Here is a 21,392-nt window from a genome sequence, read left to right on the forward strand (position 1 = left end):
TTTAAACCCAAATTACCATTCAATAAGAGAACATTATGGCTTTAGTATCTTTAAGACAACTCTTGGATCATGCTGCAGAAAACGGATATGGTCTGCCAGCATTTAATGTAAATAATCTAGAGCAAGTAACGGCAATTATGGAGGCAGCTAACGAGGCTGATTCTCCCGTCATCATGCAAGCTTCTGCAGGGGCTCGTAAATATGCTGGAGAAGCATTTTTGCGCCATTTGATTTCTGCGGCTGTTGAAGCTTACCCACATATTCCAGTAGTCATGCACCAGGACCATGGTCAGAGCCCTGCGGTATGTATGGCAGCGATCAAGAGTGGTTTTACCAGCGTAATGATGGATGGCTCTTTAGAAGCTGATGGCAAAACTGTTGCTAGCTATGAGTACAACGTGGATGTTTCCAAGGAGGTAGTGAAGTTTTCTCATTCAATTGGAGTTACGGTTGAGGCAGAACTAGGGGTATTAGGCTCCTTAGAAACAATGAAAGGCGACAAGGAAGATGGCCATGGTGCTGATGGCACGATGACTCGCGAGCAATTGTTAACAGATGTTGAGCAAGCGGCTGATTTTGTGAAGGCGACGCAGTGCGATGCTTTAGCGATTGCAATTGGTACTAGCCATGGTGCTTACAAGTTTAGTAAAAAACCAACAGGCGACATTTTGGCTATCGACCGAATTAAGGAAATTCATGCACGTATTCCAAATACACATCTAGTAATGCATGGCTCATCAAGTGTTCCTCAGGAATTGCTGGCCGAGATCCGTGAGTTTGGTGGCGATATGAAAGAGACTTATGGTGTGCCTGTTGAAGAGATTCAAGAGGGCATTAAGAATGGCGTACGCAAAATTAATATCGATACAGATATACGCTTGGCAATGACGGGGGCGATTCGTCGTTACTTTATCGAAAATCCAAGCAAGTTTGACCCGCGCGATTATTTAAAGCCGGCCCGTGAAGCTGCGAAGAAGATTTGTATTGCACGGTTTCAGGCTTTTGGTTCAGCTGGCCAAGCTTCCAAAATTAAACCCATTCTCTTAGAGAAGATGGCTGAGCTTTATAAGAGCGGTAAATTAATTCAAATTGTGAAGTGATTTAAATATGCCTGCTTTATACGCTACCTCTATTAAATCCTTACCCCTATTATCGAAAGGTAAAGTGCGAGATGTATATGCATTAGATGATGATAAGTTGTTAATGATTACAACTGACCGACTCTCTGCATTTGATGTGGTGATGGGTGAGTCTATTCCCGAAAAGGGTGTAGTGTTAAACCAAATGGCTAATTTTTGGTTTAATAAATTAGCTTCAGTGATTCCAAACCATTTGACTGGCATGGATCCAGCTACGGTAGTAGCTGCCGACGAGGTAGAGCAGGTGAAAGGTCGTGCTGTAGTTGCTAAACGTTTAAAGCCGATTTTGGTAGAGGCTGTTGTACGTGGCTATTTAGCTGGTAGCGGCTGGAAAGATTACAAAGAAGCTGGCAAGGTTTGTGGAATTGCTTTGCCGAAAGGCTTAGAGAACGCTCAAAAATTGCCCGAGCCCATCTTTACTCCTGCGGCTAAAGCTGAATTTGGTCGGCATGATGAAAACATCTCATTTGAAAAAGTAGTTAAATTAATCGGTGAAAAGTTAGCCAACCAAATTCGGGAGGTAAGCATTCGACTGTATAAAGAAGCCTCTGAATTCGCTGCTACTCGTGGAATCATTATTGCTGATACCAAGTTTGAGTTTGGCTTAGATGCTACTGGCGAATTGGTCCTAATGGACGAGATCCTTACTGCTGATTCTTCTCGCTTCTGGCCTGCAGAAACCTACTATGTGGGTTCAAACCCACCTTCTTATGACAAGCAATTTGTGCGTGACTGGTTAGAGACGGCGATGGTAAATGGTAAGCCTTGGCCCAAAACAGCCCCTGCACCGCAATTGCCTGCAGATGTTGTTCAAAAAACTGCCCAAAAGTATCGCGAAGCGCTCACACGTCTAACTCAGGGATAATAGAGGCCTTAATAGATATAAAGCATTTGGAGAGGTCGATGAGTAAGAAGCCAATCGTCGGAATAGTGATGGGATCCAATTCAGATTGGGACACCATGCAGCACGCCGCCCAAATGCTTGAGCAATTTGGCATTGCTCATGAGGCAAAAGTGCTCTCCGCGCATCGCATGCCAGATGATATGTTTCAGTATGCTGAAAAGGCTCAAGCTAATGGCTTGCAGGCAATCATTGCTGGAGCAGGTGGTGCGGCTCATTTACCAGGCATGCTTGCTTCAAAAACAATTGTCCCTGTCTACGGGGTACCGGTTGCCAGTAAATATTTGCGCGGTGAAGATTCTTTATATTCAATTGTTCAAATGCCCAAAGGAATTCCAGTTGCTACTTTTGCAATTGGTGAAGCCGGTGCGGCTAATGCTGCCTTGCATGTGATTGCAGGTTTAGCTTTACATGATGCTGATTTAGCTCAGCGCTTAGAAGATTTTCGTGTGAAACAGTCTGATACCGCACGTTCAATGAATTTGCCGGGATATTAATTAAATGGCAGATCGTAAGGAACCTATTTTGCCGGGTTCATATCTGGGCATTTTAGGCGGCGGTCAATTGGGGCGCATGTTTACTCAAGCCGCGCAGGCCATGGGTTATAAGGTTTGTGTTCTAGATCCTGATTCGGATAGTCCGGCCGGCTCTATCGCTGAAAAATTTATTCAAGCGGAGTACACGGATAGTGCTGCTTTAAAAGAAATGGCTGCGTTGTGCTCGTCAGTGAGTACTGAGTTTGAAAACGTCCCAGCTCAAGCGCTGGATGAATTAGAGGCATTAGGTGTTTTTGTTGCGCCTAGGAGTAGCTGTGTTTCATTGGCGCAAAACCGTGTGGCAGAGAAAAAATTCTTAGCGACTTGGAAATCTGAAACAAATATTGGCCCAGCCCCTAATTTTGTGATTGAGCATGACGCTGATATTGCTCACGTGCCTGCTGATCTTTTTCCTGGGATTTTGAAAACTGCTCGTTTGGGTTATGACGGAAAAGGTCAAGCTACTGTTTATAACCCAGAAGAATTAACGGCAGCATGGAATGAGTTTGGGCGCGTGCCATGCGTTCTTGAAAAGCGTATGGATTTGGATTTTGAAGTATCGGCTTTAGTAGTACGTGGCTATGATGATGCGGTGGTGGCTTACCCAGTGGCGCAGAATATTCATCGTGATGGAATCTTGCATACCTCGACAGTGCCAGTGCCATCGCTCAAGCCTGCTCAAGAGAAAAAAATCATTGATGCAGCAAAGGCGCTGATTCGTAAAATGGATTATGTGGGCGTACTTTGCGTTGAATTTTTTGTTTTGAAAGGTGGCGACATTATCGCTAATGAAATCGCACCACGCCCTCATAATTCTGGCCATTACACTATGGACGCTTGTGTTAGCAGTCAGTTTGAGCAGCAAGTGAGAGCAATGGCGAGATTGCCTTTGGGTGATACCCGTCAACTTGCACCCGTATCCATGTTGAACCTATTGGGCGATCTTTGGTTTGAAGGTAGTGAAGATAAAGCTCGTGAACCTGCTTGGAATAAAGTGCTGGCTCACCCTGATGCTAAGTTGCATCTTTATGGAAAATCTGCTCCACGGATGGGTCGAAAAATGGGGCATATTAATTGTCTTGGTGAGGCGTTGAACGAAGCTCGCCAAAACTGTGCGGCTGTTGCTACTGAATTAGGCATTGAGCCCTAGAAATGTCTGGCGATAGTACGCCACTGCATTCTTCTGCGGTGATTTATGAAGCGGTTCAAACCTTACGCAATGGTGGATTGGTTGCCATACCTGCCGAGACGGTTTACGGTCTAGCTGCTGATGCTAAAAATCCTGACGCCATTAAGAAAATCTTTGTTGCTAAAGAACGTCCTTCAAATCACCCATTAATTGTTCACTTGGCTGCGCCTGATAAATTTGATCAACCCCAAATTGATTGGATTGCATTGCTGGCGCCTTGGGCACGAGATGTTTCCGAAGATGCGTTAAAGCTAATTAATCAGTTTTGGCCAGGACCGCTTACTCTTGTGTTTAAAAAAGATAAAGGCGTTTTAAATGAGCTGACGGGCGGGCAAGATACAGTGGCAATTCGCGCGCCTGCACATCCTATTGCAATAGGTTTATTGCGTAAATTTAAAGGCGGAGTAGCCGCGCCTTCAGCCAATCGTTTTGGAAAGGTTTCACCCACTAGTGCCGCCGACGTTCGGCAAGAATTTGAAGGTATGTTGGGTCTAATGGTTCTAGATGGTGGAGATTGTGATGTTGGTATTGAATCAACGATTATTGACCTCTCCTCAGGTGATAAGGCAGTACTTCTTAGGCCGGGCGCCATTACTCCGAGCGAGATTATGGCTAAGACAGGTGTAAGGGTATATCTGCCTGGAGAAATCAAGGGCGACAACGAAAAAGAAGATCTTCCTAAGGTATCGGGAAGTCTTAAAGCGCATTACGCACCTACTACTCCTTTGCGTCTCTACGCACCGGGACGTGTTTTAGATGCATTAAGTGAATTTCCTGACACCAAATCTCGCGTTGCAATTGCGGTATGGGATTCCGAATCTTCTCTTGGTCATGACGGTCACCCAGCTGCTCGTTTTGAAGAGGTGGAGATATCAAGTGATAGCGTTGCCTTCGCTAGTTGTTTATATCGATCCCTGCGCGATTTGGATCAACAAGGCTGGGATTTAATTTTGTTTCCTGAGCCACCCGTGGGCGAGGAATGGGACGGTGTCAGAGATCGACTTCAGCGTGCATGTTTTGGTTCTGGGCCATCCTCTAGTAACCACGATAGTAATTGATCATGCGCCTCTAAGCCTCTCTATGCATTGGGGCGGTTAATAAATGAGGTTACTGCATACATCTTGCCAGATTTACTTAACATGTAACCAAGAGATTGCTCTGACATCTGCAAGTGAGCCAGTTTTAATTCTGGCTTCAGGTTTTTTCTTGAGATGCAAGAACTTGCGTAGCTGACTCATTAGGCGATTGCGCATGGTGCTGTCAGCACCAGCAATTGGCAGGCTGTTATAGAAAATATCACCAACAGGTAGGTTTCGAACTGTCAATAAAAGTTGATTCATCTGGCCCGCAGAGATTGCCTCGTTGCGAGATAAGCCTGAACCATTTTCGATAACGAGTTCCTGAAATTCCAGGCCATTTTGTTTCAGCCAGCTCTGAATGACCATCTCTCCATTGGCAGTTGTAGCTGGTTTTCCCATCTTCTCTAACGCTAGAGTAAGGAGAGTTGTCGGGCCATCACATTATTGGAGTATTTATTTATATCGAGCACATCATCCGCTAATCGAATTCCCTCAAACTGTAAGAGTAGCCTTGCCGCCAAGGGTACAGTTGCATTCTTACCAACTGGAGGCTGAGTCCAAGTGCCACCTGCTAATTCCCATGCTGCTGCAAAACCCTGGGTTAAGAAAGTATTTGCATCTAACGCAACGACATTAAAAGTTCACTCCTTTACAGGAGCTAGGAAAAGCCCCTGAGAATTGGGCTGTGAGAGGTTGATCGGTATTGCTCACACCCTCAGGATCTAAATAAAACGAATATTACTTTTCCAGTTATCGCAGGAGCGATCTACTAACTGCATTTGATTCCGATATCTTTAATTGGGAGAGCGCAGGGGAATAGCTAATGTCAATAAAGTCCGCAGTACGTGATTTTCCTAGCTGAAATGAAAGCGTTTTAAATGCGTATAGCCAAAGGGTCTGGAGGAGCGTTGTAGGCCCTTAAGGATTCACCATCAATGGTGTTATGTTCCATCACACTTGGCGCATAGGTACTTCGATCAAAAAATAAGTTGCCATCTATTTTTTGTATGCCTAAGCCTTGAAGGTCTTTCATCATCTTGGCAAGTCCTCAGGAACTAGTTTGGGATCTCCGGTGCCTTGTAAATACAGATTCCCTTTGAGAGGGTGCCCTGACGAATTACCCCATCGGTATATACATTGGTACGCCAACGATATTGGGGCCCCAATATATCTAAGCTTGAGAGTGTAGTAAGTGGCTTCATCGTTGAAGCTGGGTTCATGGGCTCTTTACCGCGCCAATCTAGCACCTTCTTTGCTGCATGTTTGCCGGCTTGACCAGGCTCAATTTCCAATACAGCGGCGCTAAATGTATCAAGAGGAATTTGATTGCGCTCTAAGCTGCCCGAAACCGACGTGGGTATTGGTAATGTGCTTCGGTCATTTGCACTAACTGAAGAAGTAAAAAGGAAATAGCCTGCTATTAAGAGCAACTTAGTTAAATAAAGGGGTGGCTTAAATATTGAGCGCACTCATAATAGGATAAACCTAGTTCCTCTAGTGGGAGGAGATTTAGCTTGCTAATACTGATGACTCTGACTTGCACAGTCCCGAGGTGGCTAATTAGTATGCTGGTATGTCTAATATTTGTTGCTCAATGCGTTGATTTTCCATTTCCAGCAATTTAATAAAGGAGTTAATCCTGTGAGGTAGATTGCCTGGATCTTCAAGAGTCGTATACCGTTGAATAAAATCTCTAAGTTCTAATATTTGTGCACCCCCTTTAACTTTATGTACCAAACTGGCAAAGGACTGCTCATTCACAGCTTCAGACCTCAGTGTTATCAGTGTTTCGTCGTGAACTTTTTTGATTTCTTTGAGGATGGTCAATAAGTACTCTGGCTTCCTTTGAAGGACCTGGGAGAATGTGCCCCAGGTACTCGCCCAAATACTTTGGCGATCTTGAGCGAGGCTCTATAACCTCACAAGTAAAGTGTCGAGAAATTTCATTATCTAAAGTTCGTAGACTTAATGGCTTAATCAGGACGCCATTCATGCCCGCAGCAAGAAATTGATTGCGTGATTCAAGAGCATAAATATCAGCCGTAATTCCAATAATGACCAGATCTTGAAAGCCTAAATTTCGAATGTATTGAGCAAGGTCGGAGCCTTGCATTCCAGGAATAGATTGATCTGTGAGAAGAAGATCAAAGTGATTTTTCTTAATCATCTCTATCGCAGTAGTAGCATTTTCGCAAACTGAGGATTCAATACCTAGGGCTTGAAGTTGTAGGGAAATAATTTGACGGCTTGCAGGATGCTCTTCAACTGCTAAAGCCTTTAATGAATCCTTATTATTTTGAGCATGTTTAGATATTAGTTTTCTAGGGATATCATCATGAGCTAAAGAAGGGGTTCTAGTGGCGGCAATGCCGGTGCGTGGGGAAAGCCACACAAAAATGAATATTGCTACCAAATCCGGGCGCACTTTCTAAATATAGTTGACTATTCATAGAGGTCACTAGATGATTGGTAATGGTTAAGCCTAAGCCAGTCTCATTGGGTTGTTCGCTATGACCGGGTATTTGTTCAAAAGCTTGGAGTGCAATTGCAATCTCTTCTGTACCCATACCTACACTGGTATCAATGACTCTGAATTCAATGAGTTGACCAGCATGGTCATCTGCTAGCACGTTAATGGAGAAGTAGATTTCACCTTGATCGGTAAATTTGATCGTATTGCTAATGAGGTTCTGCAATATTTGACGTAAACGCAATGAATCAAGCAATAAGACTTCTGCGATGCGTGGATTCTTAATGGTAAGTAACTTGAGATTCTGTTTTTGGGCTACCGTTGAAAATGCTGAATCAATGTTGTCAATCAAGGCTTTGAGATTACACGGCTCTATGTTTAAGGTGAGTTTGCCAGCCTCTATTTTTGAAAGGTCTAAAACTTGATTCAAAATTCCTAAAAGAGACTCTGCTGAAGAGTGTGCGCTAGTGAGTAGGGCTTTTTCATTTTTAGGAAGTGGACTGTTGAGCAAGAGCCCCTGCACACCCAAAATTGCATTCATAGGGGTTCGGATTTCATGGCTCATGGTTTGCTAGGAAGACTGACTTGGCTGCATTAGCATTTTCTGCCTGCTCTTTTGATGAAACAAGAATCTCAACTTCCTGTTTTTGGGTCATGTGTTTCTGGTGCATGCGCCATAGTAGAAAAGTGCCCACAAGAAAAATAACTAAGCTTGAGAGCCAAGGTAAACGGGTCGATATAGATGAGGTATCTGCTTCAAAAGTGTTTACGCTCAGGCTAAAAGTTGTCGTGATGCGATCGGATCGAGAGTGTTAAGAAATTTTCAATTACCCCGTGCAATGCCTCATCTTGATGGGAAATAAGCCAGCGATACTGAAAAGGTTCCCTGCTATAAAGCCCGTCAACTTTTAACTGATCTGTATTGAATTTTCGAATGAGTTGTTGTGCTAGACGAAGAGGGAGAACTAGAGCTTCAATATCGTTTTTAAGTAGATCAATAACTTAATTTCTCGGCATGGCTTGAGATGCTAGCCTGAGGATGGTTGGGAATAGGCTGGTTTTCAAAGCCGCGCTCAAAATAGGCGATATTAATTGGCTCAATGGGGGCAACTTTTCTTGACTGTTTTGTCAGAATGACGTCATGACCCCAAAAAATTGCCTCTGATAAGGAGCCAAATTTGAGGTACTCATCATCAAGAGAGAGGGGTCAATAATGAAATCTACATCCCCATTTACAAGTTGTTGCAGTCCCTCTTGGTCACTTTTTCGCCGTTTAGGTAAAAACTCTTGCTGGGTTACTTCGCCCAACTTTCTTAAAAGAGGATGGAATATTCCGAACTCACCTTTTTCATTGGTTTCAAGATAGGGGGCATATTTTTCGTGAATACTAAAATTAACTACAGGATGGGCATCGATCCACTGTTGCTCCTTTGGGCTGAATACGTTTGCAAGGGCATTTCCCCAGAAACCATTTAGTAAAGTAAAAATAGCAATTCTGGCTATGGATCGATGCATACTTACTTAGCTTTCAATAATATTGTTCATGCGACAGAACAAGATGAGGTCAGCTATATTGTTAATGCCTAATTTATCAAAGACTCTTGTCTTATCAAGTTGCCACTGTTTTATTGCTAATGTGTAATATGTCCGAAATTTGTTGATTGGTATTGCCTTTGCCTAGGTACTTCATCACCTGCAATTCTCGGTCGGAAATTAAAGCTAACTTATCGTTATCACTTAATGAGCTATTACCATTTTTGCCGTGGGTAAAAAAGTTATAACCTTGTGAGATAGCAAGGCAGGCGGTGAGAATGACATCTGCCCCAGCAGTTTATTAACAAACCCATGCCCCCCTAATGAGCGTACTCTGCCGCCATAAACAGCTTCATCCATGCTGGAGAGAATCAACATACGAACATCTGGATGCATCAAGCCAATGCGACGTATGACATCAAAGCCATCAGTCTTGGGCATGTCCAGATCTAGAATGACCATGTTGGGGTTAACCCCTTTCATTGACCTGAGGTACTCCTCCCCATTCTGTGTCTGTCCGGCTATTTCAAATAGCAACTGATCTTGCAGCATACTTTTAAGGGCCATCAGCATTGCTGGATGGTCATCTGCCAACATCACGCGTTTTCTCATTACTTGTCTCCATTTTGGTTTAGGTGTTGATGAGGGTGCGGCGAAAAAATTGCTTTAGCGATACAGCTATCACTAATTTGAAGTACTTGATGGCGACATCATGAGCCCACCATAAGCATGGTCAGCAATGAGGGAGGTAGCATTTTCCAAATCATTTACAAGGCTAATATTGCTTGCATAAACTTGTGTAGGTGAGTAAGGAGACTCTCTTAATTGAGATAGAACATCGCTTTTTAGTGCACGTTCACGTATTTAGCTCATATCAATATGAACACCCTCTAATTGCATCTCTTTAATCCATTGCAATGCTTCAATATCTCCTACGAAATTCAGGTGGTGAAGTAGGACGTCAAGCCGTCGCAAACGAAGGAGTCCTTCTTTACAGGCATCGGAAATATCAGTCGTTGGGATCGATTGAATACCTACGGCAACTAATCCAACCGGAAGCCGTGAATTCAAGATCAGCTCGCTCATTGCATCAATGTATCTACTTGAAGCAATAGCATGGGTAGGCATTGGCAATATCCCAGGAATTAAGCGACCACTCCGATACCAATATGCAATGGTGTCCAGCCCCTCTATAAAAAGACGTAGTAATTGCATATCGGTTGCAGCAAGAAATGGTCTAAATAAAGATCCTGTCAGTTTTTCTCCCTTGCAGTTTATAGGTTCATGACTAATCGCTTGTCGCTTGGACCAGGATTGGTGTTTTTCAAGGGCTTGGCTGCTTATGCCAAGCCATGGATCGCCACAGGCGTCTCGTACTTCTTGGAAGGGTTGTTCTTCCATGCCTTTACAAGCGTGTACAGTCGGGATTTCGGGCTCATCAGCATTCTCCAATCGGTGACTATCCAGTCTAGGCAGGACGGATTGGAGGGGTAGGGCTTTAGGCTGATTTATCTGTAGGAAATGACCTACCAGCTTGTCCTCAGTATAAATAAGGGCCTAATCCCCAAAGAATTTATGGTGATCTGCCCTTGAAAAACTGGTAATCAGACCTATATAATCAGTACTCCCTACACGCGAGTGCTAAAAAAAGGGTGATTTAGTACTAAATCACTACTTGCTTGCGGGTATTGAGATTATAAAGCACTGATTTATATAGTTTATTTAATTAGTTAACACTTATAGGAGAAGAGATGAATTTGCGTCCCTTACATGATCGCGTAATCATCAAGCGTTTAGATCAAGAATCAAAAACTGCTTCTGGAATCATTATTCCTGATGCTGCTGCAGAAAAGCCTGATCAAGGTGAAGTATTGGCGGTTGGCCCAGGCAAGCGCGATGACAGCGGCAAATTAAACGTACCAGACGTCAAAGTGGGCGATCGCGTTTTATTTGGCAAATATGCAGGTCAAACAGTAAAAGTTGACAGCGAAGAACTCATCGTGATGCGCGAAGACGACATCATGGCTGTTGTACAGAAGTAATTTCGGTATTTAAGAGAGGAATTTAATCATGGCAGCAAAAGACGTTGTATTTGGAGATAACGCCCGTACCAAGATGGTCGAAGGCGTGAATATTCTTGCTAACGCAGTAAAAACTACTTTGGGGCCAAAAGGTCGCAATGTGGTGATCGAGCGTTCATTTGGTGGTCCAACTATCACTAAGGATGGTGTGTCCGTAGCCAAAGAAATCGAGCTTAAAGACAAGCTTCAAAACATGGGCGCGCAGATGGTCAAGGAAGTTGCTTCCAAAACCGCTGATATCGCTGGTGACGGCACTACAACCGCTACCGTTTTGGCTCAGTCCATCGTTCGCGAAGGTATGAAATATGTTGTTGCAGGCCATAACCCAATGGACCTGAAGCGCGGTATTGATAGGGCTGCTACTGCCGCAATCGAAGAGCTCGCAAAAATCAGCAAGCCTTGCACAACTACTAAAGAAATTGCTCAGGTAGGTTCTATCTCTGCTAACAGTGATCACAGTATTGGTCAGCGTATCGCAGAAGCAATGGAAAAAGTAGGTAAAGAAGGTGTTATCACTGTTGAAGATGGCAAGTCCTTGGAAGACGAGCTTGAAGTGGTTGAGGGTATGCAGTTTGACCGTGGCTACCTTTCCCCATACTTCATTAATCAACCAGAAAAACAAGTTGCCGTATTGGAAAGCCCATATGTTCTCTTGTTTGACAAGAAGATTGCCAACATCCGTGATTTGCTCCCAGTACTTGAGCAAGTAGCTAAGTCTGGACGTCCATTGTTGATCATTGCAGAAGATGTTGAAGGCGAAGCCTTGGCAACTTTAGTGGTTAATAACATCCGCGGCATTATCAAGACTTGTGCTGTTAAAGCTCCAGGCTTTGGTGATCGTCGTAAAGCAATGTTGGAAGATGTTGCTATTTTGACTGGTGGCACTGTCATCGCTGAAGAAATTGGCCTCACACTCGAGAAAACAACTCTTGAGCACTTAGGTCAAGCAAAGCGCATCGAAGTAGGCAAAGAAAACACCATCATTATTGACGGTGCTGGCGATGCCAAAGCTATTGAAGCTCGCGTGAAGAATATTCGCGTTCAGATCGATGAAGCAACTAGCGACTACGACAAGGAAAAATTGCAAGAACGTGTAGCCAAGTTGGCTGGCGGTGTTGCTGTGATTCGTGTTGGTGCCGCTACTGAAGTAGAGATGAAAGAGAAGAAAGCTCGTGTTGACGACGCATTACATGCAACTCGTGCAGCTGTTGAAGAAGGTATTATTCCTGGCGGCGGTGTAGCGTTGATTCGTGCAATGCAAGGCATTAAAGGCTTAAAAGGCGATAACGCCGATCAAGACGCTGGTATCAATATCGTATTGCGCGCTATGCAAGAGCCATTGCGCACCATCGTTAGCAATGCTGGTGAAGACGCAGGTGTAGTAGTTAATGCCGTGCAAGCCAGCACTGGTAATAATGGCTACAACGCAGCTACCGGTGAATACGGTGACCTCGTTGCGCAAGGTGTTATCGACCCAACTAAGGTAACTAAAACTGCATTAGTAAACGCAGCTTCTGTTGCTGGCCTCTTGTTGACTACTGATTGCGCTATTTCTGATGCGCCAAAGGATGAGTCTGCTGGTGGCGGTATGCCTGATATGGGTGGCATGGGTGGCATGGGTGGCATGATGTAATACCTAGCTCTCCAGCAGTCTTGCTGTAGAAACCAAAACGCCTGGTTCAAAAGACCGGGCGTTTTTTATTAGCAGAAACTAGAAAAATGCAGTAATAAAAAACCGCCTTCGGGCGGTTTTTTATTTTATGTCTCGAGTAAGCAATTTACTCAACCGCCTTGACCATCTCTTCAACCACTTTCTTCGCATCACCGAAGACCATCATGGTTTTATCCATGTAGAAGAGTTCGTTATCTAGACCGGCATAACCAGCCGCCATAGAGCGTTTGTTAACGATAATTGTTTTAGCTTTGAATGCTTCCAAGATTGGCATACCAAAAATTGGGCTACCTGGAGTGCGTGCTGCAGGATTTACTACGTCGTTCGCACCAAGTACTAACACAACGTCAGCTTGACTAAAATCGCTGTTGATATCTTCCATCTCAAAAACTTGATCGTATGGAACTTCGGCTTCAGCCAAAAGAACGTTCATGTGACCAGGCATGCGACCAGCCACTGGGTGTATAGCGTATTTCACGGTCACCCCATGATGAGTCAACTTTTCAGTCAATTCTTTCAAGGCGTGTTGGGCACGTGCGACTGCCAAACCATAGCCTGGAACGATGATCACAGTATCTGCATTTTCCATAAGGAAGGCTGCGTCTTCAGGCGAGCCGGTTTTGTAGTTTTTGGGACCACCATCATCCCCATCACCTGCGGCAGCCTCGGCACCAAAGCCACCAAGAAGTACGGCAAGAATAGAGCGGTTCATCGCCTTACACATGATGTAAGACAGAATGGCGCCAGATGAGCCTACGCAAGCGCCTGCAATGATCAAAACTGGATTGTTTAGCGTGAAGCCAATACCTGCTGCAGCCCAACCAGAGTAGCTATTAAGCATAGACACCACTACTGGCATATCTGCGCCGCCGATAGGGATGATTAACGTTACACCCAGTACCAATGCGATCGCGCACATTGCTAAGAAGGCTGCATGGCTATCGCCCATATAGTAGGCAATACCAGCACCCACCATAGAAACAGCCAAAATCAAGTTGAGCAAGTGTTGACCTGCAAAGCTGACTGGCTTGCCGCTGACCTTGCCAGATAATTTACCGAATGCGATCACAGATGCAGTGAAGGTAATGGCGCCAATAAATGCACCAATAAAGAGTTCAATCTTCTGAGCACCAGTATGGTCATGCGCTGGATTAAATACAGCAGCGATTGCAATTAATACTGCTGATAAGCCAACAAAGGAGTGCATCAGGGCAACCAACTCAGGCATCTTGGTCATTTGCACGCGTTTGGCGGCAATCGCCCCGATGATCGCGCCACCAACAATGGCAACTCCAATCAGAGAGATCACTGGCTTGAAGTCAGGAATGAAGAAGGTAGTGATGATTGCTAACAACATACCAATCATGCCGAAGGCATTGCCTTGGCGTGAAGTAGTCGGTGAAGATAAGCCACGCAAAGCGAGGATGAACAACACCGATGAAATGAGATAAGAAATAGCGGTTATGTTTGACATAGTTTTGGTCTCTTTATAGGTCTTGTTCTAGATTTATTTAGTTCCAGTCGCATCAGCTTTTGGGGCTTTTTTCTTGAACATTTCAAGCATGCGACGGGTGACCATAAAGCCACCAAAAATATTGATAGCTGCGAGAAACACTGCCACAGCACCAATGATGCTGGTGAGTGTTATTTCATCTCCACCAATGACTTCGGTCTGTAGCAACGCACCCACGATGATGATGCCGGAGATTGCATTGGTTACCGCCATGAGCGGTGTATGCAATGCAGGGGTGACGTTCCAAACTACGTGGTAGCCAATAAAAATGGCCAATACAAACACGGTAATGTTTTGAACGGTGAGGATGCTTTGAAAGGCAGCGAGATCCATAATGTTTCCTTAGTATTTTTACTTTTAGTTTTTGCGGATAGCTTGGCCATCACGACACATTAAGCAAGCGGTAACGATGTCATCATCACTTGGGATGACTAACTTGGCTTCTTTGTCCACAATGAGCTTCATGAAATCGAGTAAGTTACGCGCATAGAGAGCAGATGCATCTGCACCTACCATGCTGGCTAAATTGGTATAGCCGACAATCTTCACGCCATTCACATCAATGACTTTGTCAGCCTGTGTAAGTGGACAGTTGCCTGAACTGTTATCACCTTTGCCTGCGGCTAAGTCAATCACTACTGATCCAGGTTTCATATTAGCAACGGTATCACTGTGCAAGAGGACTGGCGGCTTGCGTCCAGGGATCAATGCGGTAGTGATAACAATATCCGCCTGTTGGGCGCGCTCAGCAACCAAAGCAGCTTGGCGCTTCATCCATGCTTCAGGCATTGGACGGGCGTAGCCACCAACACCTTGAGCGATCTCACGCTCTTCATCGGTCTCATAAGGAACATCAACAAATTTAGCGCCCAATGATTCAATTTGTTCTTTTGCGGCAGGACGAACATCTGATGCTTCAATTATGGCACCAAGACGTTTTGCAATTGCAATTGCCTGTAATCCGGCAACGCCAGCGCCTAAAATGAGAACATGAGCCGCTTTAACTGTTCCTGCTGCAGTCATGAGCATGGGCATAAAACGTTGATACTCATTAGCAGCCACCATGACTGCCTTATATCCCGCAATGTTTGCTTGTGAGGATAAAACGTCCATGCTTTGGGCGCGAGTTGTACGTGGTGCAGCCTCTAAAGAGAATGCAGTAATACCTTGTGCAGCCATCGCAACAATCATGTCGTTATCAAATGGGTCGAGCATGCCAAGAAGCACGGCACCAGCTTTAATCTGTTGCAATTCAGAAGTCTCGGGAGCGCGTACTTTGAGAACAATCTCTGCCCCTAATGCATCAGAAGCGCTACCGATGGATGCGCCAACAGCTTCATAAGCCGAATCAGGCTGACTAGCTTTTACTCCAGCATCCTTTTGGATGACAACAGTATGACCTTGACCAATCAATTTCTTAACGGTTTCCGGTGTGGCGGCTACTCGAGTTTCCCCAGGCCTTGTTTCCAGTGGCACTCCTATGCGCATGGCATGTCTCCAAAAGCAAAATTTATAAAAAATCTATTTTAATTAAATAGGCTTGATTGCACCTATCTACTTACCCCCACGTTCGCTTGCTTGGTTTTTGCCCAAAATCCTGTGAATACGGGCTAAGACTTCTACAATATGGCTTAATGGCTTATATTGGATTTTCGCATTTTTTGATAATTTCGCTCAATTCTTCCTCAATCCCATCCTCACAGACCAAAAAAGTCGTTGTTGGCATGTCTGGAGGGGTGGATTCGTCAGTTGCAGCCTGGATGCTCAAAGAACAAGGTTTTGAGGTAATTGGTCTTTTCATGAAGAATTGGGAGGACGATGACAGCGATGAGTACTGTTCTGCTCGTCAAGACTGGCTGGATGTAGTTTCTGTGGCCGATATGATCGGAATTGATGTAGAAGCGGTGAATTTTGTCGCTGAATACCGTGAGCGTGTATTTGCCGATTTTTTGCGCGAATACGCTGCAGGGCGCACTCCTAATCCTGATGTTTTATGTAATGCAGAAATTAAGTTCAAAGCATTCTTAGACCACGCGATGAGTTTAGGTGCGGATGCAATTGCTACAGGTCACTACGCACGCGTTCGCCACGAGGACGGCAAAGTGCAGTTATTGAAAGCAGTTGATGCTAGCAAAGACCAAAGTTATTTCTTGCATCGATTAACGCAGCAGCAATTGGCTAATGTGATGTTTCCACTTGGAGAAATTCCAAAAACTGAAGTGAGAAAAATTGCCGAGCAAATTGGTTTGCATAATGCAAAAAAGAAAGACTCCACCGGAATTTGTTTTATTGGTGAACGTCCCTTTAGAGAATTCTTAAATCGTTATTTGCCTCGCATTCCAGGTCCAATAAAAACACCTGAGGGTAGGACTGTTGGTGAGCATATGGGTTTAGCTTTTTTTACTTTGGGCCAGCGCAAGGGAATTGGTTTGGGTGGTAGCCAAGACGGCAATGGTGATGCATGGTATGTCGCACATAAAGATGTTCCAAATAACACTTTATATGTGGCACAAGGCCACGAACACCCATGGTTATTGACTAATAGGCTATCAGCGATGGATACTAGTTGGGTATCTGGAGTAGCGCCAACACTGGGAAACTATTCAGCTAAGACACGTTATCGTCAAGCAGATTCGGCTTGCACGTTGAGCGCTGGAGAAGAGTCGTTAGGTTTTGATTTGAGTTTTCTAGATGCGCAGTGGGCAGTGACACCTGGACAATCTGCAGTCTTATATGACGGGGATATTTGTTTGGGCGGTGGAATTATTACCGCATAATCAAAGTTAAATTTTTTGCTAGTGGATACAAAAAAGCCAATCAAAACTGATTGGCTTTTTTAATTCGTCTACAGCTTGATTAAGCAGCAGGTGGTTCCGTTTCAATAAAAGAAGGTCGTTGTAAGAGCTTTTGATACAGACGATCTAAGTTTGGATATTGCGTTTGCCATTTCACTTCTGGAAATAAATAACCAATTGCGCAACCTACGGCGATGTCCGCAAGCGTCATTTGATTGCCATAACACCATGCATTTTCACCAAGCTGCTCTGACATTTGACGAAGCGCTGCATCGATCTTGCCCATTTGGCGGTCGTACCAGAATTGGCTTTGTTGTTCTGCTGGACGTAAGGTGCGTTCCAAACGTGCCAATATTCCTGCATCCATAATTCCATCGGCTAAGGCTTCCCAGGTTTTAACCGAAGCCCGTTCACGATTCTCTGCTGGAATGAGCTTGCTTATGGGGCTTAGGCCATCTGCGTACTCAGCGATGACGCGGGAGTCATAGATAGCTCTCCATCATCAGATATGAGGCAAGGAACCTTCCCGAGGGGGGTTATTTAGGGAGATTTTGGTGTCTGCAGCCTAGACATTCTCTAGTTCGAGGTCGACTTCGACCTTTTTTCGTTAAAAACGATGCGTACTTTACGTACGTATGGGCTAGTAAGGGATCCGATAAGTTTCATGAGGTAAGTATAGCCATCCTAATTGGGGTTTGCAGACTCCGGGAACGCATTAAAATTAGCTTTTATTGACATATTTAATGCAAAGGCAATATTCGTGAGTCAGCCGCTTTCAACCCTCAATGCCCTTTCACCCCTAGACGGCCGTTACGCTGGAAAGTTAGATGCTTTGCGACCTTGGCTTTCTGAGGCTGCTTTTATGCGTCAGCGTGTTTTTGTGGAGATTCATTGGCTCTTGGCATTAGCTGCCGCTGGATTGCCTGATGTTCCTAAAATCAATGCATCCGATGAAGCCTTTTTACTCTCTCTCCCAGAAAATTTTTCTGATGCTGATGAGCAGCGCATTAAAGACATCGAAGCGGTAACTAATCATGACGTTAAGGCGGTTGAATACTTTTTAAAAGAAAAGGTTGCGGGGCATCCAGATCTATTAAAGGCAAGCGAGTTCATTCATTTCGCCTGCACATCAGAAGATATTAACAATACTTCTCATGGTTTGATGTTACGTGGCGCTCGCGATGAAGTGCTTTTGCCGCAACTCAGAAAAGTGTTAGCTGTTTTAACTGATCTTGCGATCGAGCATGCAAAAGTGCCTTTGTTATCGCGTACTCATGGCCAACCTGCTTCGCCAAGTACATTAGGTAAAGAGATTGCAAATATTGCTAAGCGCCTAGAGCGCGCCATTGATGCAATTGCTGCTGTGCCATTGCTTGGCAAGATGAATGGTGCTGTAGGAAACTACAACGCTCATTTATCCGCCTATCCTGATTTTGATTGGGAGAATTTCTCCAAGGATGTGGTGGAGGGTCGTTTAGGCCTCACTTTTAATCCATACACTATTCAGACCGAGCCGCACGATGGTATGGCCCAACTCTTTGATGCAATTGCTCGGGCCAATACGATCCTTTTGGATATGGATCGTGATTTCTGGGCTTACATCTCTGTTGGATATTTCAAGCAGCGGACTAAAGCAGGTGAGATAGGCTCATCCACGATGCCGCATAAAGTGAATCCAATTGACTTTGAGAATTCTGAAGGTAACTTAGGTGTTGCCAATGCATTACTACGTCACCTTGCTGAAAAGTTGCCTATCTCTCGTTGGCAGCGTGATCTTACCGACTCTACTGTCTTGCGTAATCTTGGCCCAGCATTTGGTCATAGCGTCTTAGCCTATGACAGCGCTTTACGCGGGTTTGGCAAGCTAGAGGTAAATCTTGTTGCTATTGCTGCTGATTTAGATGCTTGTTGGGAGGTATTAGCTGAGCCGGTGCAAACCGTCATGCGTCGGTATGGCATTGAGAATCCTTATGAACAGTTAAAAGAATTAACTCGCGGTAAAGGTATTAATCAGGCAGATTTGCAAACCTTTATTCGTGGTTTGAAAATTCCTGAAGACGCAAAAGCACGCTTACTGGAAATGACTCCATCCTCCTATTTAGGTAAGGCGGTCGAGTTGACCGAACGTCTTAAAAAGTGAGTTTGACTACCAATTCAGAATACGGGGGACGTCCCCGGATCTGGTTTGCTGTTTATCAACTGTTAGGGCATCTCTTGTTGCCATTGGCTTTTGTGCGTTTAGCTTGGCGAGCACGTCATGCCTTCTCATACTTGCATCACATTCCAGAGCGACTCGGTTTTGGCTACAGCAAGCCGATTGCTCAGGGCTCCATATGGATTCATGCTGTGTCGGTTGGGGAGACACGCGCTGCTCAACCCTTAATTGAAGCTTATCTAAATAGGGGCGAAGCCATTCTTCTGACCCATATGACATTGAATGGACGTCGTACAGGCAAACAGTTATTCGCTAAACAAATTGCTTCTGGTCAAATTCGACAAGTGTATTTGCCATATGATATTTGCTGGGCTGTAGAGCATTTTCTCAAGACCTTTAAGCCAAAGGTCGGCCTCTTTATGGAGACCGAAGCGTGGCCTACAGTGGTATTTCGCTGCAAAGAGATTGGCTTACCCCTGTTCTTGGTCAATGCTCGTTTATCCGAGAGGAGTGCGCGACGTATTAATCGCTTTGGTAATGCAGGATGTTCATTATTCCAAGCCTTTGCCGGTATCTTGGCACAAACTGAATTTGATGCCCAGCGATACCGCAGCCTTGGTGTTCAGAATGTGCTGATAGTGGGTAATCTGAAGTTTGATGTACCACTCGATCCCATGCTTGTGGAGCAGGGAAAATCTTGGCGCCAAGATTTACATACCAACCAACGCTTGATGGTGTGTGCTGCTAGCACGCGTGATGGTGAAGAGACTATCATTCTGAAAGCATGGAAAGACTTGCTCTTAAGCAATGTTTTTTCAATTACACCTTTGTTGTGTTTAGTGCCACGTCATCCAGAGCGTTTTACGGAGGTGGCAGATCAAATTCATGCTACTGGCTTAAAGTTTCGTCGTCGCAGTGAATGGCCTGGCATTCCAAATGAATGCGCTGGTTTAGATATTATTTTGGGCGACTCTATGGGCGAAATGCCAATGTATTACAGTGCCTCTAGCTTGGTGATTATGGGTGGTAGCTTATTACCTTTTGGTGGTCAAAACTTGATTGAGGCGTGCGCAGCTGGGTGCCCTGTTTTACTAGGTGGGCATACCTATAATTTTCAACAGGCCGCCTTAGATGCAATTGATAGCGGCGCTGCAAAACGAATCAAAGGTGAGTTGATCTTAACTGAACCCATTGCTTTAATGGAGTCTTTGAAAGAGTTACTTCTGAATACCGCTGAACTTATAAGGATGAGTGAAACTGCAAAGGCATACTCGAGAGAACATCAAGGTGCAACCAGTCAAACCTTAGTTGCCCTTGATCGTCAAAACTTTTCTTTGAACTAAAAAGTTTTTAGTTAAACCCGCGCCCCATAGTCAGGGTCATCTTTGCGGGCATCGACATCTGGTTTTCTATCTCCCTTGACTAAATCTTCGCGTGTTACACCAAGCCACATGGCCAATGCCGCCGCTACGAAAACTGAAGAATAAATACCAAATAAAATACCAATGGTCAGAGCTAAGGCGAAGTAGAAGAGTGTTGGGCCGCCGAAGATCAGCATTGCTAAGACCATCATTTCGGTACTGCCGTGGGTAATCACTGTTCTGCTGATAGTGCTAGTGATGGCGTTATCAATAATTTCGCGGGTATTCATCTTGCGATATTTTCGAAAGTTCTCGCGGGTTCGGTCAAAAATAACTACCGATTCATTGACTGAGTAGCCTAATACAGCAAGAACTGCCGCTAAAACAGAAAGGGAGAATTCCCATTGAAAGAAGGCAAAGAAGCCTAAAATGATGACCACGTCATGCAAGTTTGCAATGATGCCTGCGACAGCGAATTTCCACTTAAAGCGGAACGAAAGGTACACAACAATGCCGATGATCACAAAGACTAGGGCTTTTAAACCATCAATAGCCAATTCTTGACCAACCTGTGGTCCTACGAACTCTACACGCTGAAGCTTTACTCCTATAGTTGCGGGATCTAGAACTTGCATTACCGCATTACTTTGGTCTGCAGATGAGATTAGTTTTCCTTCGGCATCTTTTTGTAAAGGTAAGCGAATCATCACATCACGTGAGCTACCAAAATTCTGAATCTGGGTATCTGCGTAGCCTAATTTCTCAACCTTTTCTCGAATCGAATCTAAAGGAGCGGTTTGTGGATAAGTTACTTCCATTACCGTACCACCGGTAAATTCGATTGAGAGATGTAAGCCGTTATGCCAGAGGAAGAAGACAGCTGCTAAAAAGGTAATTAAAGATATTGCATTGAGCACCAAGGCATGGCGCATAAAGGGAATGTCTTTTTTGATGCGGAAAAATTCCAT

23 protein-coding genes and 1 pseudogene are annotated in these 21,392 nt (G+C 44.6%); 10 read left to right on the forward strand and 14 right to left on the reverse strand.

Annotated elements, in window-relative coordinates:
* Positions 1–35: 35 nt before the first annotated feature.
* Genes fba through DXE37_RS01530 form a run of 5 tightly spaced genes read left to right on the forward strand, consistent with a single transcriptional unit; the run spans position 36 to position 4,823 of the window.
* The gene (fba, locus tag DXE37_RS01510) at positions 36–1,100 is read left to right on the forward strand and encodes a class II fructose-bisphosphate aldolase (RefSeq protein WP_114636343.1); all 1,065 of its coding nucleotides are present in this window, start codon (positions 36–38) and stop codon (positions 1,098–1,100) included.
* Between the two features lie 7 nt (positions 1,101–1,107).
* Positions 1,108–2,004, forward strand: coding sequence for a phosphoribosylaminoimidazolesuccinocarboxamide synthase (locus DXE37_RS01515; protein ID WP_114636344.1), 897 nt, complete (start codon positions 1,108–1,110; stop codon positions 2,002–2,004).
* Positions 2,005–2,042: 38 nt separating this feature from the next.
* A complete protein-coding gene (gene purE, locus DXE37_RS01520; RefSeq protein ID WP_114636345.1) occupies positions 2,043–2,537 on the forward strand; it encodes a 5-(carboxyamino)imidazole ribonucleotide mutase in 495 nt (164 codons plus the stop codon).
* Positions 2,538–2,541: 4 nt separating this feature from the next.
* A complete protein-coding gene (locus tag DXE37_RS01525) occupies positions 2,542–3,726 on the forward strand; it encodes a 5-(carboxyamino)imidazole ribonucleotide synthase (protein WP_114636346.1) in 1,185 nt (394 codons plus the stop codon).
* 2 nt (positions 3,727–3,728) lie between these two features.
* The gene (locus DXE37_RS01530) at positions 3,729–4,823 is read left to right on the forward strand and encodes an L-threonylcarbamoyladenylate synthase (protein ID WP_114636347.1); all 1,095 of its coding nucleotides are present in this window, start codon (positions 3,729–3,731) and stop codon (positions 4,821–4,823) included.
* 72 nt (positions 4,824–4,895) lie between these two features.
* Here the strand turns inward: DXE37_RS01530 and DXE37_RS11090 are convergent, their stop codons facing one another.
* The 9 genes from DXE37_RS11090 to DXE37_RS11105 all read right to left on the reverse strand — a co-directional run bounded on the left by DXE37_RS11090 (position 4,896) and on the right by DXE37_RS11105 (position 10,248).
* The gene (locus tag DXE37_RS11090) at positions 4,896–5,243 is read right to left on the reverse strand and encodes a D-alanyl-D-alanine carboxypeptidase (protein WP_197713041.1); all 348 of its coding nucleotides are present in this window, start codon (positions 5,241–5,243) and stop codon (positions 4,896–4,898) included.
* A gap of 475 nt (positions 5,244–5,718) precedes the next feature.
* The gene (locus tag DXE37_RS11095; protein ID WP_197713042.1) at positions 5,719–5,880 is read right to left on the reverse strand and encodes a hypothetical protein; all 162 of its coding nucleotides are present in this window, start codon (positions 5,878–5,880) and stop codon (positions 5,719–5,721) included.
* A 19-nt stretch (positions 5,881–5,899) separates the two neighbouring features.
* Positions 5,900–6,313 carry a D-alanyl-D-alanine carboxypeptidase gene (locus DXE37_RS11100; protein WP_197713043.1) on the reverse strand — a complete coding sequence of 138 codons (414 nt, stop codon included), beginning with the start codon at positions 6,311–6,313 and terminating at the stop codon, positions 5,900–5,902.
* 296 nt (positions 6,314–6,609) lie between these two features.
* Entirely contained in the window at positions 6,610–7,236 is a 627-nt protein-coding gene (locus tag DXE37_RS01545; RefSeq protein ID WP_162786124.1) for a response regulator, read from the reverse strand.
* Entirely contained in the window at positions 7,199–7,879 is a 681-nt protein-coding gene (locus DXE37_RS01550) for a sensor histidine kinase (protein WP_114636350.1), read from the reverse strand. Before DXE37_RS01550 ends, DXE37_RS01545 begins: the two co-directional genes overlap by 38 nt.
* 563 nt (positions 7,880–8,442) lie before the next feature.
* Positions 8,443–8,829 carry a type 2 periplasmic-binding domain-containing protein gene (locus tag DXE37_RS01555; protein WP_114636351.1) on the reverse strand — a complete coding sequence of 129 codons (387 nt, stop codon included), beginning with the start codon at positions 8,827–8,829 and terminating at the stop codon, positions 8,443–8,445.
* Between the two features lie 94 nt (positions 8,830–8,923).
* On the reverse strand, positions 8,924–9,004 hold the full coding sequence (locus DXE37_RS14175) for a LuxR C-terminal-related transcriptional regulator (RefSeq protein ID WP_415067095.1): 81 nt from the start codon (positions 9,002–9,004) through the stop codon (positions 8,924–8,926).
* 47 nt (positions 9,005–9,051) lie between these two features.
* Positions 9,052–9,459, reverse strand: a complete 408-nt coding sequence (locus tag DXE37_RS01560) for a response regulator (RefSeq protein ID WP_231970925.1) — start codon at positions 9,457–9,459, stop codon at positions 9,052–9,054.
* Positions 9,460–9,711: 252 nt separating this feature from the next.
* Positions 9,712–10,248: a hypothetical protein gene (locus DXE37_RS11105; RefSeq protein WP_197713044.1), complete on the reverse strand. Its 537-nt coding sequence runs from the start codon at positions 10,246–10,248 to the stop codon at positions 9,712–9,714.
* A 350-nt stretch (positions 10,249–10,598) separates the two neighbouring features.
* On the opposite strand from DXE37_RS11105, the gene DXE37_RS01570 reads away from it, so the two are divergent.
* Positions 10,599–10,889 (forward strand): co-chaperone GroES, encoded by a 291-nt coding sequence (locus tag DXE37_RS01570; RefSeq protein ID WP_114636352.1) that lies wholly within the window; start codon positions 10,599–10,601, stop codon positions 10,887–10,889.
* A gap of 28 nt (positions 10,890–10,917) precedes the next feature.
* A complete protein-coding gene (gene groL, locus DXE37_RS01575; RefSeq protein ID WP_114636353.1) occupies positions 10,918–12,561 on the forward strand; it encodes a chaperonin GroEL in 1,644 nt (547 codons plus the stop codon).
* Between the two features lie 145 nt (positions 12,562–12,706).
* Here groL and DXE37_RS01580 read toward each other — a convergent pair whose 3' ends face one another.
* Genes DXE37_RS01580 through DXE37_RS01590 form a run of 3 tightly spaced genes read right to left on the reverse strand, consistent with a single transcriptional unit; the run spans position 12,707 to position 15,601 of the window.
* On the reverse strand, positions 12,707–14,074 hold the full coding sequence (locus DXE37_RS01580) for an NAD(P)(+) transhydrogenase (Re/Si-specific) subunit beta (RefSeq protein WP_114636354.1): 1,368 nt from the start codon (positions 14,072–14,074) through the stop codon (positions 12,707–12,709).
* 33 nt (positions 14,075–14,107) lie between these two features.
* Positions 14,108–14,446: a proton-translocating transhydrogenase family protein gene (locus DXE37_RS01585; RefSeq protein ID WP_114636355.1), complete on the reverse strand. Its 339-nt coding sequence runs from the start codon at positions 14,444–14,446 to the stop codon at positions 14,108–14,110.
* Positions 14,447–14,470: 24 nt separating this feature from the next.
* Positions 14,471–15,601, reverse strand: coding sequence for a Re/Si-specific NAD(P)(+) transhydrogenase subunit alpha (locus DXE37_RS01590; RefSeq protein WP_114636356.1), 1,131 nt, complete (start codon positions 15,599–15,601; stop codon positions 14,471–14,473).
* Between the two features lie 176 nt (positions 15,602–15,777).
* Here DXE37_RS01590 and mnmA point away from each other — a divergent pair, with 176 nt between their 5' ends.
* Complete coding sequence (gene mnmA, locus DXE37_RS01595; RefSeq protein ID WP_114637503.1) at positions 15,778–16,890, forward strand: tRNA 2-thiouridine(34) synthase MnmA; 1,113 nt, start codon at positions 15,778–15,780, stop codon at positions 16,888–16,890.
* A gap of 79 nt (positions 16,891–16,969) precedes the next feature.
* On the opposite strand, the pseudogene DXE37_RS01600 reads toward mnmA, so the two are convergent.
* Positions 16,970–17,574 (reverse strand): annotated as a pseudogene (locus DXE37_RS01600) (glutathione S-transferase N-terminal domain-containing protein).
* Between the two features lie 94 nt (positions 17,575–17,668).
* Here DXE37_RS01600 and purB point away from each other — a divergent pair.
* Both purB and DXE37_RS01610 read left to right on the forward strand, forming a co-directional pair.
* Entirely contained in the window at positions 17,669–19,048 is a 1,380-nt protein-coding gene (purB, locus tag DXE37_RS01605) for an adenylosuccinate lyase (RefSeq protein WP_114637504.1), read from the forward strand.
* Positions 19,045–20,406 (forward strand): 3-deoxy-D-manno-octulosonic acid transferase, encoded by a 1,362-nt coding sequence (locus DXE37_RS01610; protein ID WP_114636357.1) that lies wholly within the window; start codon positions 19,045–19,047, stop codon positions 20,404–20,406. The genes purB and DXE37_RS01610 overlap by 4 nt, the downstream gene beginning before the upstream one ends.
* A gap of 11 nt (positions 20,407–20,417) precedes the next feature.
* Here DXE37_RS01610 and secF read toward each other — a convergent pair whose 3' ends face one another.
* Complete coding sequence (gene secF / locus DXE37_RS01615; protein ID WP_114636358.1) at positions 20,418–21,392, reverse strand: protein translocase subunit SecF; 975 nt, start codon at positions 21,390–21,392, stop codon at positions 20,418–20,420.

Origin of the sequence: Polynucleobacter necessarius, from assembly GCF_900095205.1 — a bacterium.
GTDB lineage: Bacteria > Pseudomonadota > Gammaproteobacteria > Burkholderiales > Burkholderiaceae > Polynucleobacter > Polynucleobacter necessarius_E.